Source organism: Pseudarthrobacter sp. S9, assembly GCF_050156545.1.
GTDB lineage: Bacteria > Actinomycetota > Actinomycetes > Actinomycetales > Micrococcaceae > Arthrobacter.
This window is the reverse complement of the sequence record NZ_CP189576.1, coordinates 2,948,257-2,971,206: the sequence shown is the minus strand read 5'-3', so window position 1 is coordinate 2,971,206 and position 22,950 is coordinate 2,948,257. Positions and strand designations below refer to the sequence as shown.

Annotated in this window: 24 protein-coding genes; 14 read left to right on the top strand and 10 right to left on the bottom strand. The window is 67.6% G+C overall.

Features of this window, described 5'->3' with window-relative positions; genetic code table 11:
- Positions 1 to 94: 94 nt before the first annotated feature.
- Together ACQCSY_RS14195 and ACQCSY_RS14190 are read right to left on the bottom strand one after the other, a co-directional pair.
- The gene (locus ACQCSY_RS14195; RefSeq protein ID WP_427129729.1) at positions 95 to 769 is read right to left on the bottom strand and encodes a LuxR C-terminal-related transcriptional regulator; all 675 of its coding nucleotides are present in this window, start codon (positions 767 to 769) and stop codon (positions 95 to 97) included.
- On the bottom strand, positions 766 to 2,067 hold the full coding sequence (locus ACQCSY_RS14190) for a PspC domain-containing protein (RefSeq protein ID WP_427129727.1): 1,302 nt from the start codon (positions 2,065 to 2,067) through the stop codon (positions 766 to 768). The genes ACQCSY_RS14195 and ACQCSY_RS14190 overlap by 4 nt, the downstream gene beginning before the upstream one ends.
- A 124-nt stretch (positions 2,068 to 2,191) precedes the next feature.
- Between ACQCSY_RS14190 and ACQCSY_RS14185 the strand changes: the two genes are divergently transcribed.
- From ACQCSY_RS14185 to ACQCSY_RS14165, 5 genes are all read left to right on the top strand, one after another.
- Positions 2,192 to 3,712 carry a PspC domain-containing protein gene (locus ACQCSY_RS14185; protein ID WP_427129725.1) on the top strand — a complete coding sequence of 507 codons (1,521 nt, stop codon included), beginning with the start codon at positions 2,192 to 2,194 and terminating at the stop codon, positions 3,710 to 3,712.
- A gap of 1 nt (position 3,713) precedes the next feature.
- The gene (locus tag ACQCSY_RS14180) at positions 3,714 to 4,049 is read left to right on the top strand and encodes a hypothetical protein (protein ID WP_427129723.1); all 336 of its coding nucleotides are present in this window, start codon (positions 3,714 to 3,716) and stop codon (positions 4,047 to 4,049) included.
- A gap of 3 nt (positions 4,050 to 4,052) precedes the next feature.
- The gene (locus tag ACQCSY_RS14175) at positions 4,053 to 4,307 is read left to right on the top strand and encodes a PspC domain-containing protein (protein WP_427129721.1); all 255 of its coding nucleotides are present in this window, start codon (positions 4,053 to 4,055) and stop codon (positions 4,305 to 4,307) included.
- Positions 4,308 to 4,510: 203 nt separating this feature from the next.
- Entirely contained in the window at positions 4,511 to 5,536 is a 1,026-nt protein-coding gene (locus tag ACQCSY_RS14170; protein WP_427129719.1) for a 6-phosphofructokinase, read from the top strand.
- Between the two features lie 53 nt (positions 5,537 to 5,589).
- Complete coding sequence (locus ACQCSY_RS14165; protein ID WP_427129717.1) at positions 5,590 to 6,300, top strand: GNAT family N-acetyltransferase; 711 nt, start codon at positions 5,590 to 5,592, stop codon at positions 6,298 to 6,300.
- A gap of 32 nt (positions 6,301 to 6,332) precedes the next feature.
- On the opposite strand, the gene ACQCSY_RS14160 is transcribed toward ACQCSY_RS14165, so the two are convergent.
- The 7 genes from ACQCSY_RS14160 to ACQCSY_RS14130 all read right to left on the bottom strand — a co-directional run bounded on the left by ACQCSY_RS14160 (position 6,333) and on the right by ACQCSY_RS14130 (position 12,529).
- Entirely contained in the window at positions 6,333 to 7,865 is a 1,533-nt protein-coding gene (locus ACQCSY_RS14160; protein ID WP_427129715.1) for a DHA2 family efflux MFS transporter permease subunit, read from the bottom strand.
- Positions 7,866 to 7,911: 46 nt separating this feature from the next.
- On the bottom strand, positions 7,912 to 8,475 hold the full coding sequence (locus ACQCSY_RS14155; RefSeq protein WP_427129713.1) for a PadR family transcriptional regulator: 564 nt from the start codon (positions 8,473 to 8,475) through the stop codon (positions 7,912 to 7,914).
- Positions 8,476 to 8,602: 127 nt separating this feature from the next.
- The gene (locus tag ACQCSY_RS14150; protein ID WP_427129711.1) at positions 8,603 to 9,049 is read right to left on the bottom strand and encodes an ankyrin repeat domain-containing protein; all 447 of its coding nucleotides are present in this window, start codon (positions 9,047 to 9,049) and stop codon (positions 8,603 to 8,605) included.
- A complete protein-coding gene (locus ACQCSY_RS14145) occupies positions 9,046 to 10,128 on the bottom strand; it encodes a YgfZ/GcvT domain-containing protein (RefSeq protein ID WP_427129709.1) in 1,083 nt (360 codons plus the stop codon). The genes ACQCSY_RS14150 and ACQCSY_RS14145 overlap by 4 nt, the downstream gene beginning before the upstream one ends.
- Positions 10,129 to 10,192: 64 nt before the next feature.
- The gene (locus ACQCSY_RS14140) at positions 10,193 to 10,927 is read right to left on the bottom strand and encodes a flavodoxin family protein (protein ID WP_427129707.1); all 735 of its coding nucleotides are present in this window, start codon (positions 10,925 to 10,927) and stop codon (positions 10,193 to 10,195) included.
- 55 nt (positions 10,928 to 10,982) lie between these two features.
- Complete coding sequence (locus tag ACQCSY_RS14135) at positions 10,983 to 11,597, bottom strand: FABP family protein (RefSeq protein ID WP_427129705.1); 615 nt, start codon at positions 11,595 to 11,597, stop codon at positions 10,983 to 10,985.
- A gap of 197 nt (positions 11,598 to 11,794) precedes the next feature.
- Positions 11,795 to 12,529: a permease gene (locus tag ACQCSY_RS14130; RefSeq protein ID WP_427129703.1), complete on the bottom strand. Its 735-nt coding sequence runs from the start codon at positions 12,527 to 12,529 to the stop codon at positions 11,795 to 11,797.
- A gap of 385 nt (positions 12,530 to 12,914) precedes the next feature.
- On the opposite strand from ACQCSY_RS14130, the gene ACQCSY_RS14125 reads away from it, so the two are divergent.
- The 8 genes from ACQCSY_RS14125 to asd all read left to right on the top strand — a co-directional run bounded on the left by ACQCSY_RS14125 (position 12,915) and on the right by asd (position 21,246).
- Complete coding sequence (locus tag ACQCSY_RS14125) at positions 12,915 to 13,613, top strand: winged helix-turn-helix transcriptional regulator (RefSeq protein ID WP_427129701.1); 699 nt, start codon at positions 12,915 to 12,917, stop codon at positions 13,611 to 13,613.
- 305 nt (positions 13,614 to 13,918) lie between these two features.
- On the top strand, positions 13,919 to 14,986 hold the full coding sequence (gene mshD, locus ACQCSY_RS14120) for a mycothiol synthase (RefSeq protein WP_427129699.1): 1,068 nt from the start codon (positions 13,919 to 13,921) through the stop codon (positions 14,984 to 14,986).
- Positions 14,987 to 15,090: 104 nt separating this feature from the next.
- Positions 15,091 to 17,355, top strand: coding sequence for an RNA degradosome polyphosphate kinase (locus tag ACQCSY_RS14115; protein ID WP_427129697.1), 2,265 nt, complete (start codon positions 15,091 to 15,093; stop codon positions 17,353 to 17,355).
- A gap of 23 nt (positions 17,356 to 17,378) precedes the next feature.
- Positions 17,379 to 18,347 carry an NUDIX hydrolase gene (locus ACQCSY_RS14110; RefSeq protein ID WP_427129696.1) on the top strand — a complete coding sequence of 323 codons (969 nt, stop codon included), beginning with the start codon at positions 17,379 to 17,381 and terminating at the stop codon, positions 18,345 to 18,347.
- 73 nt (positions 18,348 to 18,420) lie between these two features.
- A complete protein-coding gene (locus tag ACQCSY_RS14105) occupies positions 18,421 to 19,224 on the top strand; it encodes a thymidylate synthase (RefSeq protein WP_427129695.1) in 804 nt (267 codons plus the stop codon).
- Positions 19,221 to 19,817 carry a dihydrofolate reductase gene (locus tag ACQCSY_RS14100; RefSeq protein ID WP_427129693.1) on the top strand — a complete coding sequence of 199 codons (597 nt, stop codon included), beginning with the start codon at positions 19,221 to 19,223 and terminating at the stop codon, positions 19,815 to 19,817. The genes ACQCSY_RS14105 and ACQCSY_RS14100 overlap by 4 nt, the downstream gene beginning before the upstream one ends.
- 2 nt (positions 19,818 to 19,819) lie before the next feature.
- Positions 19,820 to 20,038: an NF038396 family protein gene (locus ACQCSY_RS14095; protein ID WP_427129691.1), complete on the top strand. Its 219-nt coding sequence runs from the start codon at positions 19,820 to 19,822 to the stop codon at positions 20,036 to 20,038.
- 77 nt (positions 20,039 to 20,115) lie between these two features.
- Positions 20,116 to 21,246: an aspartate-semialdehyde dehydrogenase gene (gene asd / locus ACQCSY_RS14090; protein ID WP_427129689.1), complete on the top strand. Its 1,131-nt coding sequence runs from the start codon at positions 20,116 to 20,118 to the stop codon at positions 21,244 to 21,246.
- 6 nt (positions 21,247 to 21,252) lie between these two features.
- On the opposite strand, the gene ACQCSY_RS14085 is transcribed toward asd, so the two are convergent.
- Entirely contained in the window at positions 21,253 to 22,359 is a 1,107-nt protein-coding gene (locus tag ACQCSY_RS14085; protein WP_427129687.1) for a winged helix DNA-binding domain-containing protein, read from the bottom strand.
- Positions 22,360 to 22,449: 90 nt separating this feature from the next.
- Between ACQCSY_RS14085 and ACQCSY_RS14080 the strand changes: the two genes are divergently transcribed.
- The gene (locus ACQCSY_RS14080) at positions 22,450 to 22,950 is read left to right on the top strand and encodes a hypothetical protein (protein WP_427129685.1); all 501 of its coding nucleotides are present in this window, start codon (positions 22,450 to 22,452) and stop codon (positions 22,948 to 22,950) included.

The following is a 22,950-nucleotide window of genomic DNA, read 5'->3' as shown; positions in this document are numbered from 1 at the left end:
CTCACGCCACGCAAGAAATCGACAAACGCTTCCTCACCACGGTGAGGGAGCGTTTGTCGTAGGACGGCGAAAGGTGAGGGCGGCTCTGAGGGGGTCAGAGGAGTCTGCGCTCGGCGGCCCAACGGGTCAGTTCGTGCCGGCTGGAGAGCTGGAGCTTGCGCAGCACCGCCGAGACGTGGGTTTCGACCGTCTTGATCGAGATGAACAACTCCTTGGCCACTTCCTTATAGCTGTAGCCGCGGGCGATCAGGCGCATCACCTCGAGTTCACGGGCGGAGAGCCTGTCCAGTTCGTCGTCGGCGATGTCCGCGGGGGCGGTGCCGAAGGCATCCAGGACAAAGCCCGCCAGCCGGGGTGAAAAGACGGCGTCGCCGCCTGCCACGCGGCGGACGGCGTCGCTGATTTCCGCCCCGGAAATGGTTTTGGTGACATAGCCGCGGGCGCCGGCCCGGATAACGGAGACCACGTCTTCCGCCGCGTCCGAGACACTCAGCGCCAGGAACCGCGTGCTGCCCAGGAGCGGCGCCGAACCGGCCAGCACCTCACGCCCGCCGCCACCGAGGCCGCCGGGCAGGTGGACGTCCAGCAGCACGACGTCGGGACGCTCGGCGGCGATGACAGCGATTGCCTCCTCCACGGTTCCGGCCTCGCCCGCGACGACGATGCCGGGATCGAGGTCCGCCTTCAACCCGGACCGGAAGATGGCGTGGTCATCCACGAGCACCACCCGGAGCCCCCCGGCTGGACTCCCTGATTCTGCGTTGTTCACGGTTTGGCCTCTCCATTGGTGCTGTTGACGGCAGGGCCGGCGAGTGCGGCGGAGACGGGTAGCCGGAGCCGCACCTCGGTGCCGTCCGGGCTGCTGTTGATGGCGGCGGTGCCGCCGTGGCGGTTCATCCGCCCGATGATCGACTCCCGCACGCCGAGCCGGTCGCCGGGGACCGACTCCGGATCGAAACCCGGCCCGCGGTCCTTGATGAAGACTTCAGCGGCGCCGTCGGCGACTTCCAGATACACGGACACCGCGCCGCCGCCGTGACGGGCAGCGTTCAGCATGGCCTCGCGGGCCGCCTGGACGAGTGCCTCGTGGCGTTCGGTCATGGCGCAGTCGCCCACGCTGACCACTTCCACGGCATGCCCTAGGGCGTCTTCGACTTCTGCGGCCGCCGCCTGGATGCCTTCAGACAGCTGGCCGGCTTCCTTGCCGGGGTCCCGGTACAGCCAGCCCCGCAACTCGCGCTCCTGCGCCCGGGCAAGCCGCACGACGTCGTGCTCGTTGCCGGCACGCCGCTGGATCAGGGCCAGCGTCTGGAGCACGGAGTCGTGCAGGTGGGCGGCGATCTCGGCGCGCTCGGTCGCGCGGACGCGGCCTGCGCGCTCGGTTTCCAGATCGCGCCAGAACTTCAATCCCCAGGGAAGCAGCACGAGGGCCACGCCCCCGAGGACCGCCACGGAGGACAGCAACGCCAGCCAGGTCTGTTCCCAGGACCCCGATCCGGACACCATCACCAGCACGCCGGCGACCACCAGGGCCAGCCCGGCGGCGAGGCGGGCCCAGCCGCCGGCCTGGTCGGCCTTGGTCTTGTCCACGAGGCCTGCGCGGCGAGTTTCATCGAGCTGCATCCAGGCGATGGCCGCGCCGCCCAGGATGGCCGCGGCCGGGATCAGGGTGCCAAGCGGCACGTCATAACCCAGGAGCCGGGCAATCAGGATCCCTGCCGCCAGCAGCAGCCCCGCGCCCAGCAGGATCTCCTTGCCGAACGGCATGCTCGGGACCCTGGGCCACCAGGATCCCGCCGGTGCGGTGTTGGGGGCACTCACCGCGGGGGCGATCGGCGACGCCGGCCGGCGCGCGTTGCGCTTCGCGCTTTCATCCGCCGTGGGAACCATGATCCAGAGCCAGGCGTAGAACGCCGCTCCTGCGCCGCCGGCGAGCGCGGCCACCACCATGCCGATCCTGACCATGCGCACCGGCCAGCCCAGATGATTGGCGAGGCCTGCGCAAACGCCGGCGATCACACGGTCGCCGCTGCGGGTCAGCGGCGGGCGGGTAACGGCGGTTGTCATGACTCAATCCAAGCACGGTTCGGGGTTCCCCGGAGGCGTTTCCGGGCGCAACCAGGGGTCACTCAGGGACCGTTCAGGGTGTTCCCCAATAGAGCCGCATGCCCGGAACGGGAAGGATCGAGGTATGAACACGCACACTCCGCACCCAGATGCAGGGCCAGGCCCTTCGGACCGCGCTGCAGACCATGCCTCCGGCCGCCCCGGCGACGCTTCCGCCCCTGCTTCACTCCCCTCGTCCGGTTCCGCGTCCGGCGAGCCCTCGCCGGAGCCGCCGCCGCTCTACCCGCCCGGTGACCCGAACGGTCCAGGCACACCGCCGCCACCGCCCTACTACGGCGCGATGCCGCCGCAGGGCGGCACCCAGGCGCAGAACTTCTTCGACTGGATCCGCAGCCACGGAATCTACCGCGGCCGGGAGCGCTGGATCGGCGGCGTCGCCAGCGGCATAGCCCAACGGCTCGGCGTCGACCCCCTGATTGTCCGCGGCGTCCTGATCGTCCTGACCATTTTTGCCGGCATCGGAGTGCTCCTCTACGGCCTCGCCTGGGCCCTGCTGCCCGAACCGGACGGCCGCATCCATGTCCAGGAGGCCGCCGCAGGCCGGTGGACCGCCGGCATGACCGGGGCGCTGATCACCACGGTCATCGGCTTCCCCAGCCTGGGCAGCGGCGTCTGGGGCTGGGACCGCTACGGCTTCGGCGCCTTCGTCTGGACCGTCTTCTGGGTGGGGGGCGCCATCTATCTCATCTACTACCTGACACAACGCAACAAGACCCGGAACGGAAACGCTCCCATGTCATCGCGTCCCCAGCCCGGTGGTCCGGCAAACCCGGAAAACACGGCAAACACACTAAACACGGTAAACACGGCCACGTTCGCAGGCACGTCCTACGGCACCTCCGAGCCGATGCCCCGTCCGGCCTGGGGTCCGCCCCCGCCCTCCGGGCCCACTCCGCCGCCCGGCGGCGGCTACCGTCCTGGGCCGGGCGGGACTCCGGCACCTTCGGCCCGGCGCCGGAACCCCGGGCCCGGCACCCCCGCCGTGGCGGTTACCGTCGGGGCGGCCCTCCTGGTGGGCGGGGGCCTCAAGGCCCTCGGCGCCGCCAACGTGATCGACCTTGGCGGCTCCGGCAACGCCCTGGTCTGGGCGAGCGGTGCGGCCATCCTGGGCCTCGGAATCCTGTTCACCGGGCTGAGGGGCCGGACTTCGGGCATCCTGGGGTTCTTCGCCGTCGTCGCCCTCATCATCGGCGGGATCTTCAATGTGGTGCCGAACGGTGACAGGTTCCGCTTCCAGAACGCCGACTGGACGCCGTCCAGCATTGAACAGGCCCGCAGCGGCTTCGACATCACGGGCGGCACCGGAACCGTGGACCTGACAAAGCTGGCGTTGAACCCGCCGCTCGGCACCGACGTCGTTGTTCCCATCGACGCGACGGCCAGCAACCTGACCGTGGTCATCCCGGGCACCGTCCCGGTGCAGGTCCAGGCGGACATGACGATGGGGAACCTCCACGAGGGCAGCCAGAACCATGGCGGCATGATGAACCAGCAGAGCGACTACAACACGGGCAAGCCGGGCGCCCGGCTGATCCTCAAGATCTCCGGCACCGTCAGCAACGTGACCATCAGGGAAGGCAACTGAGATGAACAGCTATGATCTGCCGGCAGGCAGTGGAAAAGACGGTAGTGGAAAAAACAGTTCAACCGGCAGCAGCCCGGACGCCCCCCTCCAGCCCGAAGCGCAGGAGCCTCAAGCCCAGGCGGCGGCAAGCTCCCGGGCCCGTGTCGGAACGGTGGTCTGGGGACTGATCGTGCTGGCCCTGGCCGCGCTGATCATCATCTCCCGGCTCGGCCTCGTGGCCCTGAACGGCACCTACGTCCTGATTGGCCTGATGATCGGCGCCGGGGCCGCCCTGGTGATCGGAGGTCTCCTGTCAGCGCGGGGACGTGACAAAAAATCGACAACAGGGAAGTCTTGAACCATGGATAAGTTCTTCAGCACCGTCAGGGGCCTTGGCCTGAAACGTGGTCCGCAGCGCTGGCTGGGCGGCGTCTGCGGCGGGATCGCCGCCAAACTGAATGTCGATGTGGCGTATGTCCGGATCGCATACCTGCTCCTGAGCCTGCTCCCGGGCCCGGCCTTCGTTTTCTACCTCGCGGCGTGGCTCATCCTTCCGGACCAGCGGAACGCCATCATTCTGGAGAGCTTCCTCGAGAAGCGTTCCAGCCGCCCCTGAGGCCCTCCGGCAGGGAGCATCAGAAGGGAGACCCTTCCCTCCGGAGCAACAGGCCTAAACATCAAACGGGTGCCCCTGCCGGGATGGCAGGGGCACCGCCGTTGTAACCGTTTGTGTCCTGGCCCACACGCGCCACTAGACTCTAGGTGAGCTCAGCGTGGCGCTCTGCCTGTATACCTTCGAACCAGGATTTGAGCCAACACATGAAAATTGGAATCCTCACCAGCGGCGGAGACTGCCCCGGACTGAACGCCGTCATCCGTGGCGCCGTCCTCAAGGGCATCGCCGTCCACGGCCACGAATTCGTGGGATTCCTGGACGGCTGGCGCGGCGTCGTGGAGGGCGACATCATCGACATCCCCCGCACCATGGTCCGCGGCCTCGCCAAGCAGGGCGGCACCATCCTGGGGACGTCCCGCACCAACCCGTTCGAGAACGGCGGCGGCCCGGATGTCATCAAGGCCCACATGGACCGGATGGGCATCGACGCCATCATCGCCATCGGCGGCGAAGGCACCCTGGCCGCGGCGAAGCGGCTGACCGACGCCGGACTCAAGATCGTGGGCGTCCCCAAGACCGTCGACAACGACCTCGACGCCACCGATTACACCTTCGGCTTCGACACCGCTGTCGAGATCGCCACCGAGGCGATCGACCGCCTGCGCACCACCGGCGAGTCCCACCACCGCTGCATGATCGCCGAGGTCATGGGCCGGCACGTCGGCTGGATTGCGCTGCACGCCGGGATGGCCTCGGGCGCGCACGCCATCCTGATCCCGGAGCAGAAGGCCTCGATGGAGCAGATCACCGAATGGGTCCTCTCGGCCCGCGACCGTGGCCGCGCCCCGCTGGTCGTGGTGGCCGAGGGCTTCGTCCCGGAAGGCCAGCAATCCCCGCACTCCGAACGCGGCCTGGACACCTTCGGCCGCCCCCGCCTCGGCGGCATCGCCGAACTGCTGGCCCCCGATCTGGAGGCCCGCACCGGCATCGAGACCCGTGCCACCGTGCTGGGCCACATCCAGCGCGGCGGCGTCCCGACAGCGTTCGACCGCGTCCTGGCCACACGCCTCGGCATGGCCGCCATCGACTCGGTGGTGGACCAGCGCTGGGGCACCATGGTGTCCCTCAACGGCACGCACATCGTGCACGTCGGTTTCGAGGCCGCGCTGGGGAACCTCAAGTCCGTGCCGCAGGACCGCTACGACGAGGCCGCGGTCCTCTTCGGCTAGGCACAGGCTCAGCGCGCCCGGGGGCCGCGGCCGCCGGTGGGTAGGGTTGAGTCATGACTCTTGAGCCCGGTTCCGTGGACATCATCCAGCTCGCCTGGTCGCGCCATCTGGGATTCGACGACGCCGACCTTGCGGCCGCCGCGGGTGTTCGCCTCACCCGCGCGGACGAATCCCGCCGCTCGGTCGACTTCGTCCGGCTGTTCGGCGCCTCTGCCCTGGTCGGGCCGCAATGGGCGCTGGACGCCGCCGCCGGGATCCCCGACGAGGAACTCGCCCAGCATGTCACCCTGCTGACCATCACCCGGCCGCGCGGCGGCCACGGACTGGGTGCGGCCGCGGTCTTCTTCGCCGATGCGCTACCCCTGCTGCAGCCTGCCGAGGAGCCCACGGTCTCGCACGGGAACCCCGAAGCCGTCGAACTGGAAGGCCGCTGCCCGCCGGATGATGTGAATGAGGTCCGGCTGTCCGGGCTGCCCCACCGCTTCACGATCATGCGCGATGATGACGGCCAGTCCGTTCCCGTGGCCTGCGGCGCGTATGCGGAATGGGAAGGGATCCTGGCCGACGTCGGGGTCCTGGTGGATCCGGAGTGGCGGCGCCGCGGGCTGGGTTCGCTGGCTGCCTCGATCGCGGCCCACGAGGCCCTCGCCTCGGGGCTGACACTCCAGTGGCGCACGGATGTCAGCAACAAGGGATCGCTGGCCCTCGCCCGGAGCCTGGGCTTCGCCGCCGGCGGCATCCAGACCAGCGTGCTGCTGGGCTGATCCGGATGCCGGCCAGCGGGGCCGGCCAGCGCTCAGCTGGGTTTTACGCCGGCCCGCTCGGCGCCCGAGGATTCCGCCGGAGCGGCTCCGCCCCAGCCCTGCAGGGCCTTGGGCTTGGCGAAGAACAGGGCTACTGCGGCGCCGAGCAGGATGACTGCGGCCGGGAGCATGATGGACTGGCCCATCGCCGTCGAGAACCCCTCATGGAGCGCGGCGGGCAGGGTGCCGCCGAAGCCCATGGGCTTGGCCTCCCCGGTTGCTCCCGGCGCCGCCGCAAGTTCCGCCGCGAGCCGGGCCTGGATGAGGACGGCGATGGCGGCGCTGCCGAGGACCGCGCCAATCTGGCGGGTGGTGTTGTAGACGCCGGAACCGGCACCGGCCTGCCGCGGCGGTAGGTTGCGGGTGGCGGTCGAGCTCAGCGGTGCCCAGATGCCGGCGTTCGCGAAGCCCAGCACGGCACTCGGCAGCAGGAACAGCCAGATCGGTGTGTCCGGGTGCATGAGGGAGGCGTTCCAGAACAGCGCCACCGACATGAGGGTCAGGCCGCCCGCGGTGATGTATTTCGGATTGACCCGGTCGATGATCCTGCCGACGACGGGTGCAAGGCCTCCCGAGATCAGCGCCATGGGGACCATCATGAGGGCTGACTGGGTGGGGGTCAGGCCGCGGACGATCTGGTAGTAGAAGATCAGCGGCAAGCTGAATGCCGTCACCGTGAAGCCCACGGTGGTGATCCCGACGTTGGCCAGCGAGAAGTTGCGGTCCTTGAAGAGGCTCAGCGGCAACAGTGGCTCGCCGTCATAGAACCGGGGGTTCACGTGCTGCCACACCACGAACGCAGCCAGGACGACAATGCCGCAGATGATGAGTCCCCAGACGGTGATCGGACCGGTGATGGTGCCCCAGTTGTACGTCTCGCCCTCCTGGATGCCGAACACCAGGAGGAACAGTCCGGCGGCGCTGAGCAGCACTCCCGGAATGTCGAACTTGTGCGGGTGGGTGCTCAGTGCGGGAACGAAGCGCAGGGCGAGGATGAAGCCCGCAATGCCGACCGGAATGTTGATGAAGAAGATCCACTGCCAGCCGAGCCCGTCCACCAGGACGCCGCCCAGGATCGGCCCCACCAGCGTGGCGACGCCGGCCGTGGCGCCCCAGATGCCCATGGCGGCGCCGCGCCGGTCCGGCGGGAAGATCCGCGTGATGACAGCCATGGTCTGGGGCGTCATCATCGCGGCGCCGAGGCCCTGGAGCACGCGGGCCTCGATGAGGGTCTGGACGTCGCCGGCGAGCCCGCACCAGAGGGAAGCTGCGGTGAAGACCACCAGGCCGGACAGGTAAAGCTTCTTCGGGCCGAAGCGGTCGCCCAGCCTGCCGGTGATCAGCAGCGGGACGGCATAGGCCAGCAGATAGGCGCTGGTCACCCAGATCACCGAGTTGATGTCAGCGTGCAGGCCTTCCATGATGCGGGGATTGGCCACCGAGACGATGGTGGTGTCGATCAGGATCATAAAGAAGCCGATCACCAGGGACCAGAGGGCCGGCCACGGCCTAGCTACGTTTTCCATGGGATTCCTTAGGGTGCTGATGTAAATGCTTGATGGGGCAGTGCGGCTACCAAGGCAGTTCGCCGGTACGGAGCTGGTCCTGGAGGCCGCGGCTCCAGCCGATCTCGGACCGCAGCATGGTCTGCTGGTACTGGATGTCGATCCAGTACTTGCGGTCCAGGCCCTTCTTCCGGACCAGCTCCTCCCCCGAGTCCAGGAAGTCAAGCTGTTCCCGCAGGCCCTGGAGCCGGCGGTCGAGGAGTTCAATCACGACGCCGGCCTGCAGGTTATGGGCCTCGGCGATCGCCAGCGGGAAGGAGGGGTATTCGTTCACGGGGTTGGCGAGCATGTCCTGCAGCCGCTGGGTGAGCGCTTCCCGGCCGGCGGCGGAAATCGTATAGGTGGTGCGTTCCGGGCGGTTGCCCTCCCTGTCCGTTCCCGTGGCGTCCACCAGGCCGTGCTCCTCGAGGCGGCCGACGGCGTGGTAGAGGGTTCCGGGCCGTACCTTCACGAGCCGGTCCTCATGCCTGGCCATGAGGAGCTGATACATCTCGTAGGGATGCATCGGTTCTTCCACCAGCAGTGAGAGTGCGGCGACGCCAAGCGGTGTCAGTGGTGTGGCCCTGGCCATGGTGCAGAGTCCTTCGGGGTGTACCTGAGACGTTCTTCGAAGCGATTACTCCACTACGACTATTCCACATGGAATATACGGACGCAAGCGACGGCCTAGGACCCTGCCGAGGGGCGCCAGCCGGGCGTCAGCCGAGGAGGGCCAGGATGTCCGTCCGGGCGAACATCTGCGCGGCCGCCCGCGCGGAGGGAGTGCCGGCGTCGGGGTCGGCCCCGGCGTCCAGCAGCTCCCGGGCGACGTCCGTGTAGCCCTTGAACACGGCCCCGGCCAAGGGCGTCTGGCCCCGGTCGTTGGCCGCGTTGGCGTCGCCGCCGTGGTGCAGGATCAGCCGGACGGCGTCCGGATGGCCGTGGTAGGCCGCCAGCATCAACAGGGAGTCGCCGGCGGCGTTGGTCAGGGTGGCCGGGGCGCCCGCGGCCAAGTAGCTGCCGAGCAGCTCCGCATTGCCGTCGCGCGCCGCCTGGAAGAGCGTGTGGGCCAGGTCCAGCGTCTCATCATCCGGCGCACCGGCTGCGCCAGTGGATGCCACACCGTTGGCGGAAGCGGCGCCGGGCACGGCGTTTTCGCCGGTCATCGGGTCCCCCGCAGGAATCCGGTCTGGCGCCCCACGACCTGGCCGGCATCGGGAGCCACGATCAGCTCCTGCGCCGCGGTGTAGGGCTCGTCGCCGTCAAAGATTGTCAGCACCTGATCCGGGGCAACGGATCGTTTGATGACGGCCAGGGCCACCGGGCCCATTTCGTAGTGCTGCGCCACGGAGGTCACGGTGCCGACCTTGCGCTCACCGGCGCGCACTTCGCTTCCGACGGCGGGCAAGGTGTGCTGTGAGCCGTCGAGCTGGAGGAAGACCAGCCGACGCGGCGGGTGGCCCAGGTTGTGGACGCGGGCGATGGTTTCCTGGCCCTTGTAGCAGCCCTTGGTCAGGTGCACGGCCGTGCGGAGCAGGTCTAGCTCGTGCGGGATGGTCTTGTCGTCGGTTTCCGCGCCCCACCGGGGCCGCCACGCCGCGATCCGCAGCGCTTCCGCCGCCCAGGCGCCCGCCAGCGGCCGCTCGCCCACGGTGGCTTCGAGCTCCGTCGCCGGAACCAGGTATTCGAACCAGGGACGTTCCAGGCCCGGGTGGGAGTCCTCGCCCACGACGGCGTAGGAGTAGCCGCCCGCGCCGATGTGCGGCCAAGGGTCCTCCCAGACCTTGAGTCCGGACCATTCCTCGATCCGACGGGTGGAGCCGAGCACGGCCCAGTCCGCCGACACATCCGCGACCTCGACCCGGAGCATGAACTTCATCTTGTTGAGCCACTCGGCCAGTGGCGCCGCTTCGGCGCCCTCGACGATCAGCCAGGTGGTCCCGCCGTCGTCCACTACCCTTGCGTCAAACTCGATCCGGCCTTGGATGCTCAACAGCAACAGTTCGGTGGACTGGCCCGGGGCCAGATTCGTGAGCTGCTGGGAGGACAGGGTGTTGAGCCAGCTCAGCCGGTCCGGCCCGCTGACTGTGACGACACCGCGGCAGGACAGGTCCACGACGGCGGTGCCGGCAGCCAGCGCCCGCTGCTCGCGCAGCGGCTCACCGTAGTGGGAAGCGACGCCGGCGTCGGTGCCGCCGGCTTCGACGGCGCCCGGGCGCGACAGCAGTGGGCTCTTGATAGTCATAATGAAGGCAACATCCTTTACTCGGTGTGTATTCCGGTCTCGACAGGCTCGACCACCGGGCGCCTTAGCGGTATTCCGGATTTTCGAAATCGAACCTGGTGCCGGCTTTCCAGGCCTCGGGCAGGTTGCCGTAGGCCGGGATGCCGCCGGCGTCCTTGAGCATCCGGGCCAGATGCAGCAGGTTCCAGGTCATGAACGTCGTGTTGCGGTTGGTGAAGTCGCTTTCGGGGCCGCCGGAGCCTTCGTCGAGGTAGCTCGGACCGGGCCCGACGGCGCCGATCCAGCCGGCGTCCGCCTGCGGCGGGATGGTGAAGCCCACGTGCTGGAGGCTGTAGAGGACGTTCATGGCGCAGTGCTTGATTCCGTCTTCGTTCCCCGTAATCAGGCAGCCGCCAGCCTTAGGGTAAAACGCCCACTGGCCCTTCGAGTTCAGCTGGCCCGAATGGGCGTAGAGGCGTTCGATCAGTTTCTTGGTCTGCGAGGAGTTGTCGCCCAGCCAGATCGGTCCGGCGACTATGACGATGTCGGCTTCCTGGACTGCGGGGTACAGCTCGGGCCATTCGTCGCTTTCCCAGCCGTGCTCGCGCATGTCCGGGTAGACGCCGCTGGCGATGTCGTGGTCCACCGTCCGGATCACGCGTGTGGTGACCCCCTGCTTCTCCATGATCCGCCGGCTGACGTCGATCAGCCCCTGCGTGTTGGACGTCTCCGGCGACTTCTTAAGGGTGCCGTTGAAGTACACGGCTTTGAGGTCGCTGTAATCGGCGGTGTTCCCTGCTCCAGTCGCTGTGGCATTCACTGTCGTGCTCCCTTTGATCGCTGCGGACAACGGAAAAATCAGTGAGACCGGGTGTTCAGCTTACTTTCCCGAGGATGGCGGACGCGTGGGCCTCCAGGCCGCCGCCCGCCGTCGGACCCTTGCCGGTTGCGACGTCCCAGCGCCACAGCAGGTTCCCGTCCACGAGCCCGAAGATCCGGGTGGCTGCCGTGTACTCCTTGGAGTGGCTGCCGCGCATCACCATGTCGGTGCTGAGCTGGATCTGGGGTCCCTTGATCTGGCCGTAGTAGAGCTCGGAGATCCCGCCCGGGTGGGCGATCGAGACGGAGATGTCGAAGCCGCCGTCCTTGTTGCGGAGGGCCTCGACCTCGTCGGCGCTCTTGAGCACCGGAACGATGTCCGCCGGAATCAGGCCGGGACCGCCGTCCTCGTCCCGCTGCTTGCGCTCAAGCGCCCAGAAGCCGGTCTCGACCGTCAGCGGACGGAGCTTCGTGCCGTCGTCGTCGGTCAGCCAACTCTCGGCGCGGTACTGAAGGTACGGCAGACCGTTGTGGGTGAAGGAGACGTGTTGCAGGAAGTGCTCGGAGTCCTCTTCCCCCGCCCCAAGCCGGCCACGACCCTCCCACTCACCAATGAGCCAGGACAGCGGAACGATTTCGGGTGTCAGATCAGTAGGAATTTCAATCGGCACAGCAACTACCTCTGGAAACTACGGGTCCGGACGTCGCAGTCTGGACGGGTACTGACTTCTGGCTGTTTACTTCTGGCCTTTGAACAGGCGGTACACCACAAAGCCGGCAAACCAGGCCATGGAAAGGCTGGCAACGCCGAGCAGAACAAGGAAGAAGATTTCAAATGCAAGTACGGACATGATGCCATCCTAACGCTTTAGTAGATGAGTAGTTTGTCTATGAAGTAGGCCAGGGAACCGACCGCTGACACCGGTCCCAATCCCATACCTAGGACCGCCAGGAAGTTCAGTTCGTCACCGCGAAGGATGACCAGGCGGCGGAAGCTGACCAGCACGGCCCCCACCACGCCGCCGGCGACGGCGGCGGGAATGACGGCGATGTCGGAGAACACGAGGCCCGCCAGCGGGCCGGCCAGCCCGGCGCCGACGACACCCAGCGGCGCCACAACCCGGTCCGGCCAGCGGATCAGCCCCGCCAGCAGTGCGATGGCGGCGCTGATGGCGGCCACGAGGAACATTTCCCGGACCCCGTTGAAGCGGGAGCAGGCGATCCAGCCGGCCCCCAGGCAGGAGAGCAGCACGCCCGCGCAGGAGCCGAGGGTGGATTCGAGCCGCTGGGCCTGGCCGGTGCCCCGGAGCAGCTGCATGACGAAGATGGCAATGACTCCGGCCGCCATGAACGACGGCGTCCAGTCCAGGAAGCCCGGAGCCGGAAGGTAAGTGGCGGCCACGGCGGAGCCCACCCCGGGGAGGCCGATCAGGGCGGCCAGGGTCTTCTTGGCGGGGATGCCGAGGAAATGGGGCCAGCCGACGCCGACGGCGACGGCGGTCAGCGCCGCTGCGGCCAGCAGGACCTCCGGCGAGGAATAGGCGCCGGCGATGATGGCGGCGAGACCGGCCAGGCCGATGATTCCTATGCTCCAGGACTTCACTGTCTACCCGCCATCAACTTACCCACAATCGATCCGTACCTTCGCTCACTGCGGACCCCAATTCGATTCGGCTCAAGTTCGTCAGGGCTGCGGGCCCTGACGGATCAATCCTGCCCTATATGACCGCTATGTGTCGCAACAGGACCAGCCGCAGGTGACGGGACCGTGTCCGGAAAGCGGCATTTGGGTATACTCGGATTTAGCTACGCTTCCTGCTGAGGCTTCCTGCTAATGCATCGGCCAGACAGATTGTCTAGACCACTTGACTAGACCACTGTCAGCGGCCCGATCCCACAGCCGGGGACCGCCGAAGGAAGCCGGTAACGGCCGGTGCAAGCCCGGTTCAGAGACGCCCAACGATGCGCGGACACCCTTTGGAGGAACAATGTCGCACATCCTGCTACTGACGAACAGCACCGGGTCATCGGTGGACGTCCTGCCTGCTCTGGAGTTGCTGAACCACCGCGTGCATATCCTTCCGGCCGAACCCACCGCCCTGCTCGAGACCGACCCCTGCGACATCGTCCTGTTGGATGCCCGCAAGGACCTCGTAGGCGCACGCTCCCTCACCCAACTACTCAAGGCCACGGGCCTGAGCGCCCCCTTGATGCTCATCCTTACCGAGGGCGGCATGGCCGCCGTATCCTCGGCGTGGGCCGTGGACGACATCCTGCTGGAGTCCGCCGGGCCGGCGGAGGTCGAAGCCCGCATCCGGCTCGGCATCGCGCGGGCCGTTCCGGAGCAGGACGATGCCCCGACGGAGATCCGCGCCGCCGGGGTCGTGATCGATGAGGCCAGCTACACCGCCCGGGTCAACGGCGCGCCGCTCAACCTGACCTTCAAGGAATTTGAACTGCTGAAGTACCTGGCCCAGCACCCCGGCCGGGTCTTCACCCGCCAGCAGCTGCTGACCGAGGTGTGGGGCTACGACTACTACGGCGGCACACGGACAGTGGACGTCCACGTGCGGCGGCTCCGGGCCAAACTCGGTGCCGACCACGAGAACCTGATCAGCACCGTGCGCAACGTCGGCTACCGCCTGACCCTCGTCCGGCAGCCCGAAGAAGAGCTGACCGAGGCCTGACCGGGGCCTCGCCACTGAACCTGAACACTGAACCTGAACACAGAACCTCACCGCAAGCGGGTACGCAGAAGGCCCCGGACTCAAGAGTCCGGGGCCTTCTGCTGTCAATGCTTCCTTTAATGCCTCGTGCTGTCAGTGGAGGACATACGGGTCGAACGTATCGAGGCCACCCCAGTGGTGGATCCCCCTCGCATCCGGACTGGCTCTTTGTGCGGCGGACCGCCGGATGAGTTAACGACTATACGTAACAGTTCCGGAAACAACAAAATCGGCCCCGCCGCGTCCCCAACGTATAGCCTTGCACCATGACCCCTGCGCATCCGGAAAACTGGCCCGTACTTGCTGTCAAGGGAGCTGTGGATGAACAGCTGCTGAGGGACGTCGTGGCCCTCGTGACCGCCGCGGAGGAGTCCGACGGCAATCCGCCCCTGTCCGAACAGACCCTCGTGACGCTGCGCGCCGCCGGCGCCGCTGAGCATTCCGTGCTGGCACTTGCCCTTTACTCCCCCGACAATTCCGCCGACGATTCGCCCGACAGTGCCCCTGGCAAGACGCCTAAGCCCGCGACGGCGCAGGACCTGGCGGGCGTCGCCGTCGTCGTCGAGGAACCTGACGGCACCGGGGTCCTGGAAATCGCCGTCCACCCCATCTACCGCAACCAGGGCGTGGCGGGCCGGCTGGTGGGCGAGCTCAAGGACACCCGCGGTTTCGGCGGCCTCAAAGCCTGGTCCCACGGAAACCACGAGGCCGCGGCGGACCTCGCGGCGCGCTACGGCTACGGGCCCGTCCGCGAGCTGTGGAAGATGCGGCTCACCACGGCGGCCGCGGAGCGGCCAGAAGTCGAGCTGCCGGACGCCGTGACACCCGACGCCGTCCAGCCGGATTTTGTCCTGCCCGGCGCCGTCCTGCCGGAGGCCGTGACACTCCGGGCCTTCGTCCCGGGACAGGACGAGGACGCCTGGCTGGCCGCGAACAAGGCAGCCTTCGCCCACCACCCCGAGCAGGGCAACATGACGCGCGCCGACCTCGACGCCAGGATGGCCGAGCCGTGGTTTGATCCCGCCGGCTTCCTGCTGGCCGTGGACTCCTCGGACCGGCTCCTCGGATTCCACTGGACCAAGGTGCACCCCCGGCACGGCGATCATCCCGCGATCGGCGAGGTCTACGTCGTCGGCGTTACCCCGGCTGCGCAGGGCACCGGACTGGGCAAGGCCCTCACCGTCGCCGGCATCAAACACCTGCAGGACCTCGGACTCCACGCCGTCATGCTCTACGTGGATGCCGACAACATCCCCGCCGTTTCGCTCTACCGCCGGCTGGGCTTCACCCGCTGGGACGTCGACGTCATGTATGCGCCGCTGGCCCGGCCGTAATCCGGCCGCCGGAGGGCCAGCCGGGCGCGGCCGAAATCTGGGCTCGCTGAGAGGCTATTGCTTGTAAGGTTGAAGCTAAATCGCGCCAGCATTTAGGAGAGACCATGCAACGGGAATCTGCCCGGACAGCCACGTCTGAACCCGCGACGTCGGAAAAGAAGGCGCGTCCAGCGCGTGCCCGGTTCGGCTCCTCCGAAGTGCCCGCCTCACGCGCCACGCAGGACCGGATCGACATCCCCGAGTTCGCCCCCAACCTGGAACCGGAGGGCGACATCAGCCCGGACCGGTTCCTGGACCGTGAGCTGAGCTGGCTTGCGTTCAACGCCCGGGTCCTGGAGCTGGCCGAGGACCCCAACCTGTACCTGCTGGAGCGGGTCAGCTTCCTGTCCATCTTCGCCTCCAACCTTGACGAGTTCTTCATGGTCCGGGTCGCCGGGCTGAAGCGCCGGATCGCCACCGGCCTCGCCGTGCCCTCGCCCGCCGGGCTGAGCCCCATGCAGGTACTGGAGCAGATCGGCGAGGCCGCGCACCGGCTGCAGCAGCAGCACGCCCGGGTCTACGCGGAACAGATCCGCCCGGCCCTGGCCTACGAACACATCCACCTCATGCACTGGGACGAGCTCGACTCCCAGGCCAAGGACCAGCTCAGCGCCATGTTCGCCGAGAAGGTCTTCCCGATCCTGACCCCCCTCGCGGTGGACCCGGCCCACCCCTTCCCCTACATTTCCGGGCTCTCCCTGAACCTGGCCGTGGTGGTCCGCAACCCCGTCAGCGACAAGGAGCTCTTCGCCCGCGTCAAGGTCCCGGACCAGCTGCCGCGCCTGATCTCCATCGACGGACCCCGCGCGGGGTCCGTCCCGGGACGGGTGGCACGGTTCATCGCCCTTGAGGAAGTCATCGCCGTCCACCTGGACCAGCTGTTCGCCGGAATGGAGGTCCTGGAGCACCACACCTTCCGGGTCACCCGCAACGAAGACGTCGAGGTGGAAGAGGACGACGCCGAGAACCTGCTGCAGGCGCTGGAAAAGGAACTGCTGCGGCGCCGCTTCGGTCCGCCGGTGCGCCTTGAAGTCACCAACGACATCAACCCGAACATCCGCGCGCTGCTGATCCGCGAGCTCGGCGTCGAGGAATCCGAGGTCTACTCCGTCCCCGCACCGCTGGACCTGCGCGGGCTCTCCGTGATTGCCGGGATCGACCGGGCGGACCTGCACTACCCCAAGCACGTCCCGCACACCTCCCGCTACCTGAACGAATCGGAGACCTCCAAGGCGGCCAACGTCTTTGCGGCCATGCGGCGCCGGGACATCCTCCTGCACCACCCCTACGATTCCTTCTCCACTTCCGTCCAGGCGTTCCTGGAACAGGCCGCCTCGGACCCGAAGGTGCAGGCCATCAAGCAGACCCTGTACCGGACCTCGGGCGACTCCCCGATCGTCGATGCGCTGATCGACGCCGCAGAGGCCGGCAAGCAGGTCCTGGCGCTCGTGGAGATCAAGGCCCGCTTCGACGAGCAGGCCAACATCTCCTGGGCCAGGAAGCTGGAACAGGCCGGAGTCCACGTGGTCTACGGCATCGTGGGCCTCAAGACCCACTGCAAGCTGTCCCTCGTGGTGCGCCAGGAAGTGGACGGGCTGCGCCGCTACTGCCACATCGGCACCGGCAACTACCACCCGCGGACTGCCCGCTACTACGAGGACCTGGGCCTGCTCACGGCCAACGAGCAGGTGGGCGAAGACCTCTCCAAGCTCTTCAACCAGCTCTCCGGCTACGCGCCGAAGTCCACCTTCAAACGGCTCCTGGTGGCGCCGCGCTCGGTACGGTCCGGGCTGATCGACCGGATTGAAGCGGAGATCCGGAACGCCGGGGCGGGCATCGCCGCCCGCGTCCAGATCAAGGTCAACTCGATTGTGGATGAAGCCACCATCGATTCCCTCTACCGGGCATCGCAGGCCGGGGTTCCGGTGGACATCATCGTGCGCGGCATCTGTTCCCTGCGCCCGGGGGTCCCCGGCCTCAGCGAGAACATCACGGTCCGCTCCGTCCTGGGCCGGTTCCTGGAGCACTCGCGGGTGTTCGCCTTTGCCAATGGCGGGCAGCCGGTGGTCTATATCGGCTCGGCCGACATGATGCACCGCAACCTGGACCGCCGTGTGGAGGCCCTCGTGCAGCTCACCAGCGGCGATGACACCACGTATGTCCTGGACATGCTGCGCCGCTACATGGACCCCGGCACGGCCAGCTGGCACCTGGACAGCAGCGGCGACTGGACCCGCCACCACCTCGCGGAAGACGGCCGGAACCTCGAAGACATCCAGTCGTGGCTGCTCGCTTCCCGTTCCCGGCAACGCTCGACGAGCCTGCGGTAGTGGCTCTGGCATTGAGGAGTGAATTGAGTAGCGATTCACCGGTTGCGGACCAGACAGACCATCCCGGCGAAGCCATAGCCGTTACGGCGGCCGGCGCCGTGCCGTGGCGGATCAACAAGGAGGAGCTCGAGGTCCTGCTGATCCACCGCCCTCGTTATGACGACTGGTCCTGGCCCAAGGGCAAGATCGATCCCGGCGAGACCATCCCCGAGTGCGCCATCCGCGAGGTGGAGGAGGAAATCGGGCTCCAGGCTCCGCTGGGCATCCCGCTGCCGCCCATCCACTACCACGTGCCCGCCGGGCTGAAGGTGGTCCACTACTGGGCGGTCGACGTCGACGGCGCCGCGCTGCTGCCGGACGGCAAGGAAGTGGACAGCGTCATGTGGTGTTCACCGGCGAAGGCCGCCAACCTGCTGAGCAACCCCAGCGACGTCGACCCGCTGGAACACCTCGTGGCCGCGCATGAGCGCGGGGAGCTGAAAACCTGGCCGCTGCTGATCGTGCGCCACGCCAAGGCCAAGCCGCGTTCCTCCTGGACCAAGGCCGAAGGGGACCGCCCGCTCGCGGCCACCGGGACGCGGCAGGCCCAGGCCGTCGGCAGGCTCCTGCGGACCTGGAAACCCGCGCGCGTTGTCTCCAGCCCGTGGCTGAGGTGCGTGGCCACCATCGCACCGTATGCCAAGGCCACCGACGCCAAGGTGAAGCTGCATGATTCACTCACCGAGCACCGGCACGCCCGGAGCCCGCACAAAACGGCCGCCGTCGTCGAGTCCCTCTTCGACAAACAGCGGCCGGTGGCCCTATGCACGCACCGCCCCGCCCTGCCGACCGTCTTCGCGCAGCTCGGCAAGCACATGAACTCCCGGCTGCGGGCCCTGCTACCGTCCTCGGACCCTTTCATGGCCCCGGGCGAGATCATCGTGTGCCATGTGGCGCACGGCAGCAAGAACAAGGTGGTGGCGGTCGAGCGGTTCAGGCCTTTCGACGACTGAGGCCCCTCGCGTGCAAGACGTCGGCCGGCAACACGAATGAGGGGTGCTGAACGGATTTCAGTAGACTGGGACCGTGAGCATTCCAACGCCCTATGAAGACCTGCTGCGCGATGTCCTGGAACACGGCACGCACAAATCGGACCGCACCGGGACGGGCACCCTCAGCGTGTTCGGCCGCCAGCTGCGCTTTGACCTGAGCAAGAGCTTCCCCCTGATCACCACCAAACGCGTGCACTTCAAGTCCGTGGCCGTGGAGCTGCTGTGGTTCCTGCGCGGGGACAGCAACGTGAAGTGGATGCAGGACCAGGGCGTCACGATCTGGAACGAATGGGCCGACGCCGACGGCGAACTCGGCCCCGTCTACGGCGTCCAGTGGCGCTCCTGGCCCACCCCCGGCGGCGGCCACGTCGACCAGATTGCCGAACTGGTGGCGAACCTGAAGTCCAACCCTGACTCACGCCGCCACATCGTCTCGGCCTGGAACGTCGCCGAGCTCAAGGACATGGCGCTGCCGCCCTGCCACGCGTTCTTCCAGTTCTATGTCGCCGACGGCAGACTCTCCTGCCAGCTGTACCAGCGCTCGGCCGACTCCTTCCTGGGCGTGCCGTTCAACATCGCCTCCTACGCTTTGCTGACCTGCATGCTGGCCCAGCAGACCGGCCTGGAACCGGGCGAATTCGTCTGGACCGGCGGGGACGTCCACATCTACGACAACCACATGGACCAGGTCCTCAAGCAGCTTGCCCGAGAACCCTACGACTACCCGCAGCTGTCCATCACCCGCAAACCGGACTCCATCTTCGACTACACCCTCGATGACTTCGAGGTGGTCGGATACCAGCACCACCCGACGATTAAGGCCCCGATAGCCGTATGAGCAACGACGACAGCCAGCAGCAGAATCCGCTCCCCACACCCTTCACCGAGGATCTGACCGCCGCCCTGACCGGCCTCGGCGTACTGTGGGCCCAGACCAACACCGGTGTCATCGGCAAGGACGGCGGAATGCCGTGGCACCTGCCCGAGGACATGTTGCACTTCAGCCGGCTCACCACGGGCCACCCGGTCATCATGGGCCGCAAGACCTGGGAGTCCTTCCCGGACAAGTACCGTCCGCTGCCCGGCCGGACAAACATCGTCATCACCCGCCAGGAAAGCTGGGGCGGAACGCCCGGAGCCCAGGGCGCCACCGCGGTCAAGTCCCTGGACGAAGCCCTGCTGGAATCCCAGTTCGCGCCCGGCCATGACATGGTCTGGATCATCGGCGGCGGCGACATCTTCGCGCAGTCCATGGACCTCGCCGACGTCGCCGTGGTCACCACGATCGATACGGCGGCGGAGGGCGACACCTTCGCCCCGGAACTCGGCTACGACTGGACCGCGGGAGCCAGCCTGCCGTCCGACGGCTGGCTGACCGCCGCCAACGGCACCCGCTACCGCATCACCCAGTGGCGCCGGACCAAGGGCTAGGAATGCTGAAGAAACCCGAGACCCTCTTCGTTCTCGGCTACATGCTCCTGCCCCTGCTGGCGCTGCTCTCCGCGGTTGTGGGACTGACCATGATCCTGGGCGGCAACAAGATCGTCGGTGCGATCGTGCTGGTTGTCGTGACACAGGTGTTCACGTTCGGCGCGGTCTTTGCGCTCCGCAGGCGGAAATCGGCCCTTCTCGCCGAGACCGGCGGCGAATAGGCCTCCCGCGGCGGGTTGAGCAGCACCGGTGACGTAACCGACTGCGCGCTCGGCGCTCCAAAGTCTAAACTGGCCCAATGACTACAGCAGCTACTCCGTCCGTTGGACTGGTCGGTTGGCGTGGCATGGTCGGTTCCGTCCTGATGCAGCGCATGCAGGACGAGGGCGACTTCGCCAACATCAACCCGGTATTTTTCTCCACCTCGAACGCGGGAGGTGCCGCGCCTTCGTTTGCAGAAGGGGCCGGCAAGCTCGAGGACGCGTTCGACGTCGAGACCCTGGCGAAGCTGCCGATTATCGTCACCGCCCAGGGCGGCGACTACACCAAGCAGGTCCACGGCGAGCTGCGCAGCCGCGGCTGGGACGGCCTCTGGATCGACGCCGCCTCCACCCTGCGGATGAACGACGACTCCATCATCGTCCTGGACCCGATCAACCGCGACGTCGTCGACGCCGGGCTCTCCGGCGGCGTCAAGGACTACATCGGGGGCAACTGCACCGTTTCCTGCATGCTGATGGGCCTCGGCGGCCTGTTCAAGAACGGACTCGTCGAGTGGGGCACGTCCATGACCTACCAGGCGGCCTCCGGTGGCGGGGCCCGCCATATGCGCGAGCTCCTGAGCCAGTTCGGCACGCTCAACGCCGAGGTCAGCACGGAACTGGACGACCCGGCGTCGGCCATCCTGGAGATCGACCGCAAGGTCCTGGCCCACCAGCGCACCGACATCGACGCCAGTCAGTTCGGCGTTCCGCTGGCCGGCTCGCTGATCCCGTGGATCGATGCGGACCTCGGCAACGGCCAGTCCAAGGAAGAGTGGAAGGCCGGGGTGGAGACCAATAAGATCCTCGGCACCTCCGGCGAGGACCACATCATCATGGACGGGCTGTGCATCCGGATCGGCGCCATGCGCTCGCACTCGCAGGCGCTCACGCTCAAGCTCCGCGAGGACCTGTCCGTCGCCGAGATCGAGAAGCTCCTGGCCGAGGACAACGAGTGGGCCAGGGTGGTGCCCAACACCAAGGACGCCTCGATGGCGGAACTGACTCCCGTGGCGGCGTCCGGCACCCTGGACATCCCTGTCGGCCGCATCCGCAAGCTCGAGATGGGCCCGCAGTACATCAGCGCGTTCACGGTGGGCGACCAGCTCCTGTGGGGCGCCGCCGAACCGCTGCGGCGGATGCTCAACATCGCCACCGGAACCCTCTAGGACCGGTCAGGAACCGACGAATCTCCGGTACTTCGCGGCCTGCAGCTCAAAGGACTTCTGGGCGGCAGGCCGCAGTCCGTTAACGGCGTCAAAGGGCTCAGGTACGACGGCGGCGCCCCGGCCGTTCCCGGACCTCGCCCAGGTGCCGATCACTGCGCCGCCGGCCACGATCGTCTTCTTGAACATGCCGTTGCCGCCGGGAACGATCTTGTCAGCGTGTTGGGGCGGCAACACGAGGGACCTGTCCGTGTAACCCAGCAGGAACTCATCAAACCCGGGAAGGGCCAGCACGGAGCGCTGGCCGGGCACGCCGTCGTCGAGCAGTGCCGCGGTGCCCGGCGAGAGCCAGTAGCCGGTGTCCTCGAAGACCAGCTCCACGAGCTGGTCCCGCACTTCGGCGAGGGCCGCCCGGACCTCGGTCAGCGGAATGCCCGACCACCAGGAGAAGTCACGTTCGGTGGCGGGCCCGTGGCTGCGCATGTAGCGCAGCAGCAATTCGGCGATGCCTTCCGCCCGGTCCAGTGTGCGCGACTCCCTGATCCATTCGTCCAGTGCGACCACCTGCTGCTGGTTGCCGGAGAGCGGCCCCTGGACAAGCCAGCCCCGCTGGCACAGGATCCCCAGCAGGTGGATGCCGCGCTGGCCTGCTGTCGGCCGGCCTGCCTCTTCAAAAGCCCGGAACAGCCGGCCCCTCGTGGCTGCTTCCCCGCCGGAGACCAGCTGCAGCGCCGCTTTCCGGGCCGCCTGGACGTCCTCGTCAGCGATCTCCAGCTCCCGGTGCCGTCCGGCCATCCCGCGGATCAGACGGTCCGAGGTTATGGCGAGCACCCACTTGAGGTCCTCGGGCGCCAACAGATGCAGGGTGCCGCGCATCGGCCAGGAGCGGACGATCTCGCCCCGGTCCAGCGCCGAGCGGACGTCCTCGACGCCGGAGCCCGGGACCCGTTGGCCGACGGCCCAGAGGGCGGCCTGCAGGTCCTGGGCCTGCATCGCCGTCATCCACCGCACGGCGTCCGGGGCCGTCCGGAAGCCCGGCCCCAGCAGACCCTGCGAGGCCAGACGGAGCCTGCCCATGATTCCGCGGCTAAGTCGGGTGCGCACCACTGCTGCCATGCACCCATCGTAGGACGCCTGCACTCCCTGCGCGGCTGTTGCACCGGCTGTTCCCAGCCACTGTCCAGCGGACCTCACTACCCTTGATGCATGACCATGAGTGAGATGTGGCCGCAGCTGCGGCCCCTGTGCAGGAAGCTGGCCCTGCTGGGCTGGGCCTCCAGCGCCGCCGGCATGGCTGCCGGGCTCGCCGTCGCGATCGCCAGCGGCACCCGCCTCTCCCCCATGATGAGCACCATGCAACTGGTCGCAGGGGTGTGCATGGCGGTGTCGGTGGGCAGCTTCATCACGGCCGCCGCACTGCAGCCGCGTTCCCTGGCGCTGCGCGGTGAACCGCGCAGCGAACCCCGTGGGAGGGATATCCACCACGAGTCCGGCAGCGAATTCCCGGCCACGGTGCATAGTTTCCTGCTTGGCTCAGTGGCGTTGCTCGCCGGGGCCGTCGCCTTCGCGTGCGCCGGACTGGTGCTCCACAGCGGTCCCAGCGCCCAGTCCGTGGCGTTCTGCCAGGTCTTCCTGCTGGGGGCCGCAGCGTCCGGGTTCACGTTCATGCTCTTCAGGAAGGTCGCCCGGCCCAGCGGGAGAAGCTGA

Excerpts from the sequence above, each read along its gene's own strand:
- ACQCSY_RS14125 (WP_427129701.1), top strand. The coding sequence starts at position 12,915 with ATGTCGCACATCCTGCTACTGACGAACAGCACCGGGTCATCGGTGGAC.
- ACQCSY_RS14155 (WP_427129713.1), bottom strand. The coding sequence starts at position 8,475 with ATGGCCAGGGCCACACCACTGACACCGCTTGGCGTCGCCGCACTCTCA.
- ACQCSY_RS14175 (WP_427129721.1), top strand. The coding sequence starts at position 4,053 with ATGGATAAGTTCTTCAGCACCGTCAGGGGCCTTGGCCTGAAACGTGGT.
- asd (WP_427129689.1), top strand. The coding sequence starts at position 20,116 with ATGACTACAGCAGCTACTCCGTCCGTTGGACTGGTCGGTTGGCGTGGC.
- ACQCSY_RS14150 (WP_427129711.1), bottom strand. The coding sequence starts at position 9,049 with ATGACCGGCGAAAACGCCGTGCCCGGCGCCGCTTCCGCCAACGGTGTG.
- ACQCSY_RS14115 (WP_427129697.1), top strand. The coding sequence starts at position 15,091 with ATGCAACGGGAATCTGCCCGGACAGCCACGTCTGAACCCGCGACGTCG.
- ACQCSY_RS14190 (WP_427129727.1), bottom strand. The coding sequence starts at position 2,067 with ATGACAACCGCCGTTACCCGCCCGCCGCTGACCCGCAGCGGCGACCGT.
- ACQCSY_RS14165 (WP_427129717.1), top strand. The coding sequence starts at position 5,590 with ATGACTCTTGAGCCCGGTTCCGTGGACATCATCCAGCTCGCCTGGTCG.
- ACQCSY_RS14180 (WP_427129723.1), top strand. The coding sequence starts at position 3,714 with ATGAACAGCTATGATCTGCCGGCAGGCAGTGGAAAAGACGGTAGTGGA.
- ACQCSY_RS14170 (WP_427129719.1), top strand. The coding sequence starts at position 4,511 with ATGAAAATTGGAATCCTCACCAGCGGCGGAGACTGCCCCGGACTGAAC.
- ACQCSY_RS14100 (WP_427129693.1), top strand. The coding sequence starts at position 19,221 with ATGAGCAACGACGACAGCCAGCAGCAGAATCCGCTCCCCACACCCTTC.
- ACQCSY_RS14145 (WP_427129709.1), bottom strand. The coding sequence starts at position 10,128 with ATGACTATCAAGAGCCCACTGCTGTCGCGCCCGGGCGCCGTCGAAGCC.
- ACQCSY_RS14185 (WP_427129725.1), top strand. The coding sequence starts at position 2,192 with ATGAACACGCACACTCCGCACCCAGATGCAGGGCCAGGCCCTTCGGAC.
- ACQCSY_RS14085 (WP_427129687.1), bottom strand. The coding sequence starts at position 22,359 with ATGGCAGCAGTGGTGCGCACCCGACTTAGCCGCGGAATCATGGGCAGG.
- ACQCSY_RS14095 (WP_427129691.1), top strand. The coding sequence starts at position 19,820 with ATGCTGAAGAAACCCGAGACCCTCTTCGTTCTCGGCTACATGCTCCTG.
- ACQCSY_RS14160 (WP_427129715.1), bottom strand. The coding sequence starts at position 7,865 with ATGGAAAACGTAGCTAGGCCGTGGCCGGCCCTCTGGTCCCTGGTGATC.
- ACQCSY_RS14080 (WP_427129685.1), top strand. The coding sequence starts at position 22,450 with ATGACCATGAGTGAGATGTGGCCGCAGCTGCGGCCCCTGTGCAGGAAG.
- mshD (WP_427129699.1), top strand. The coding sequence starts at position 13,919 with ATGACCCCTGCGCATCCGGAAAACTGGCCCGTACTTGCTGTCAAGGGA.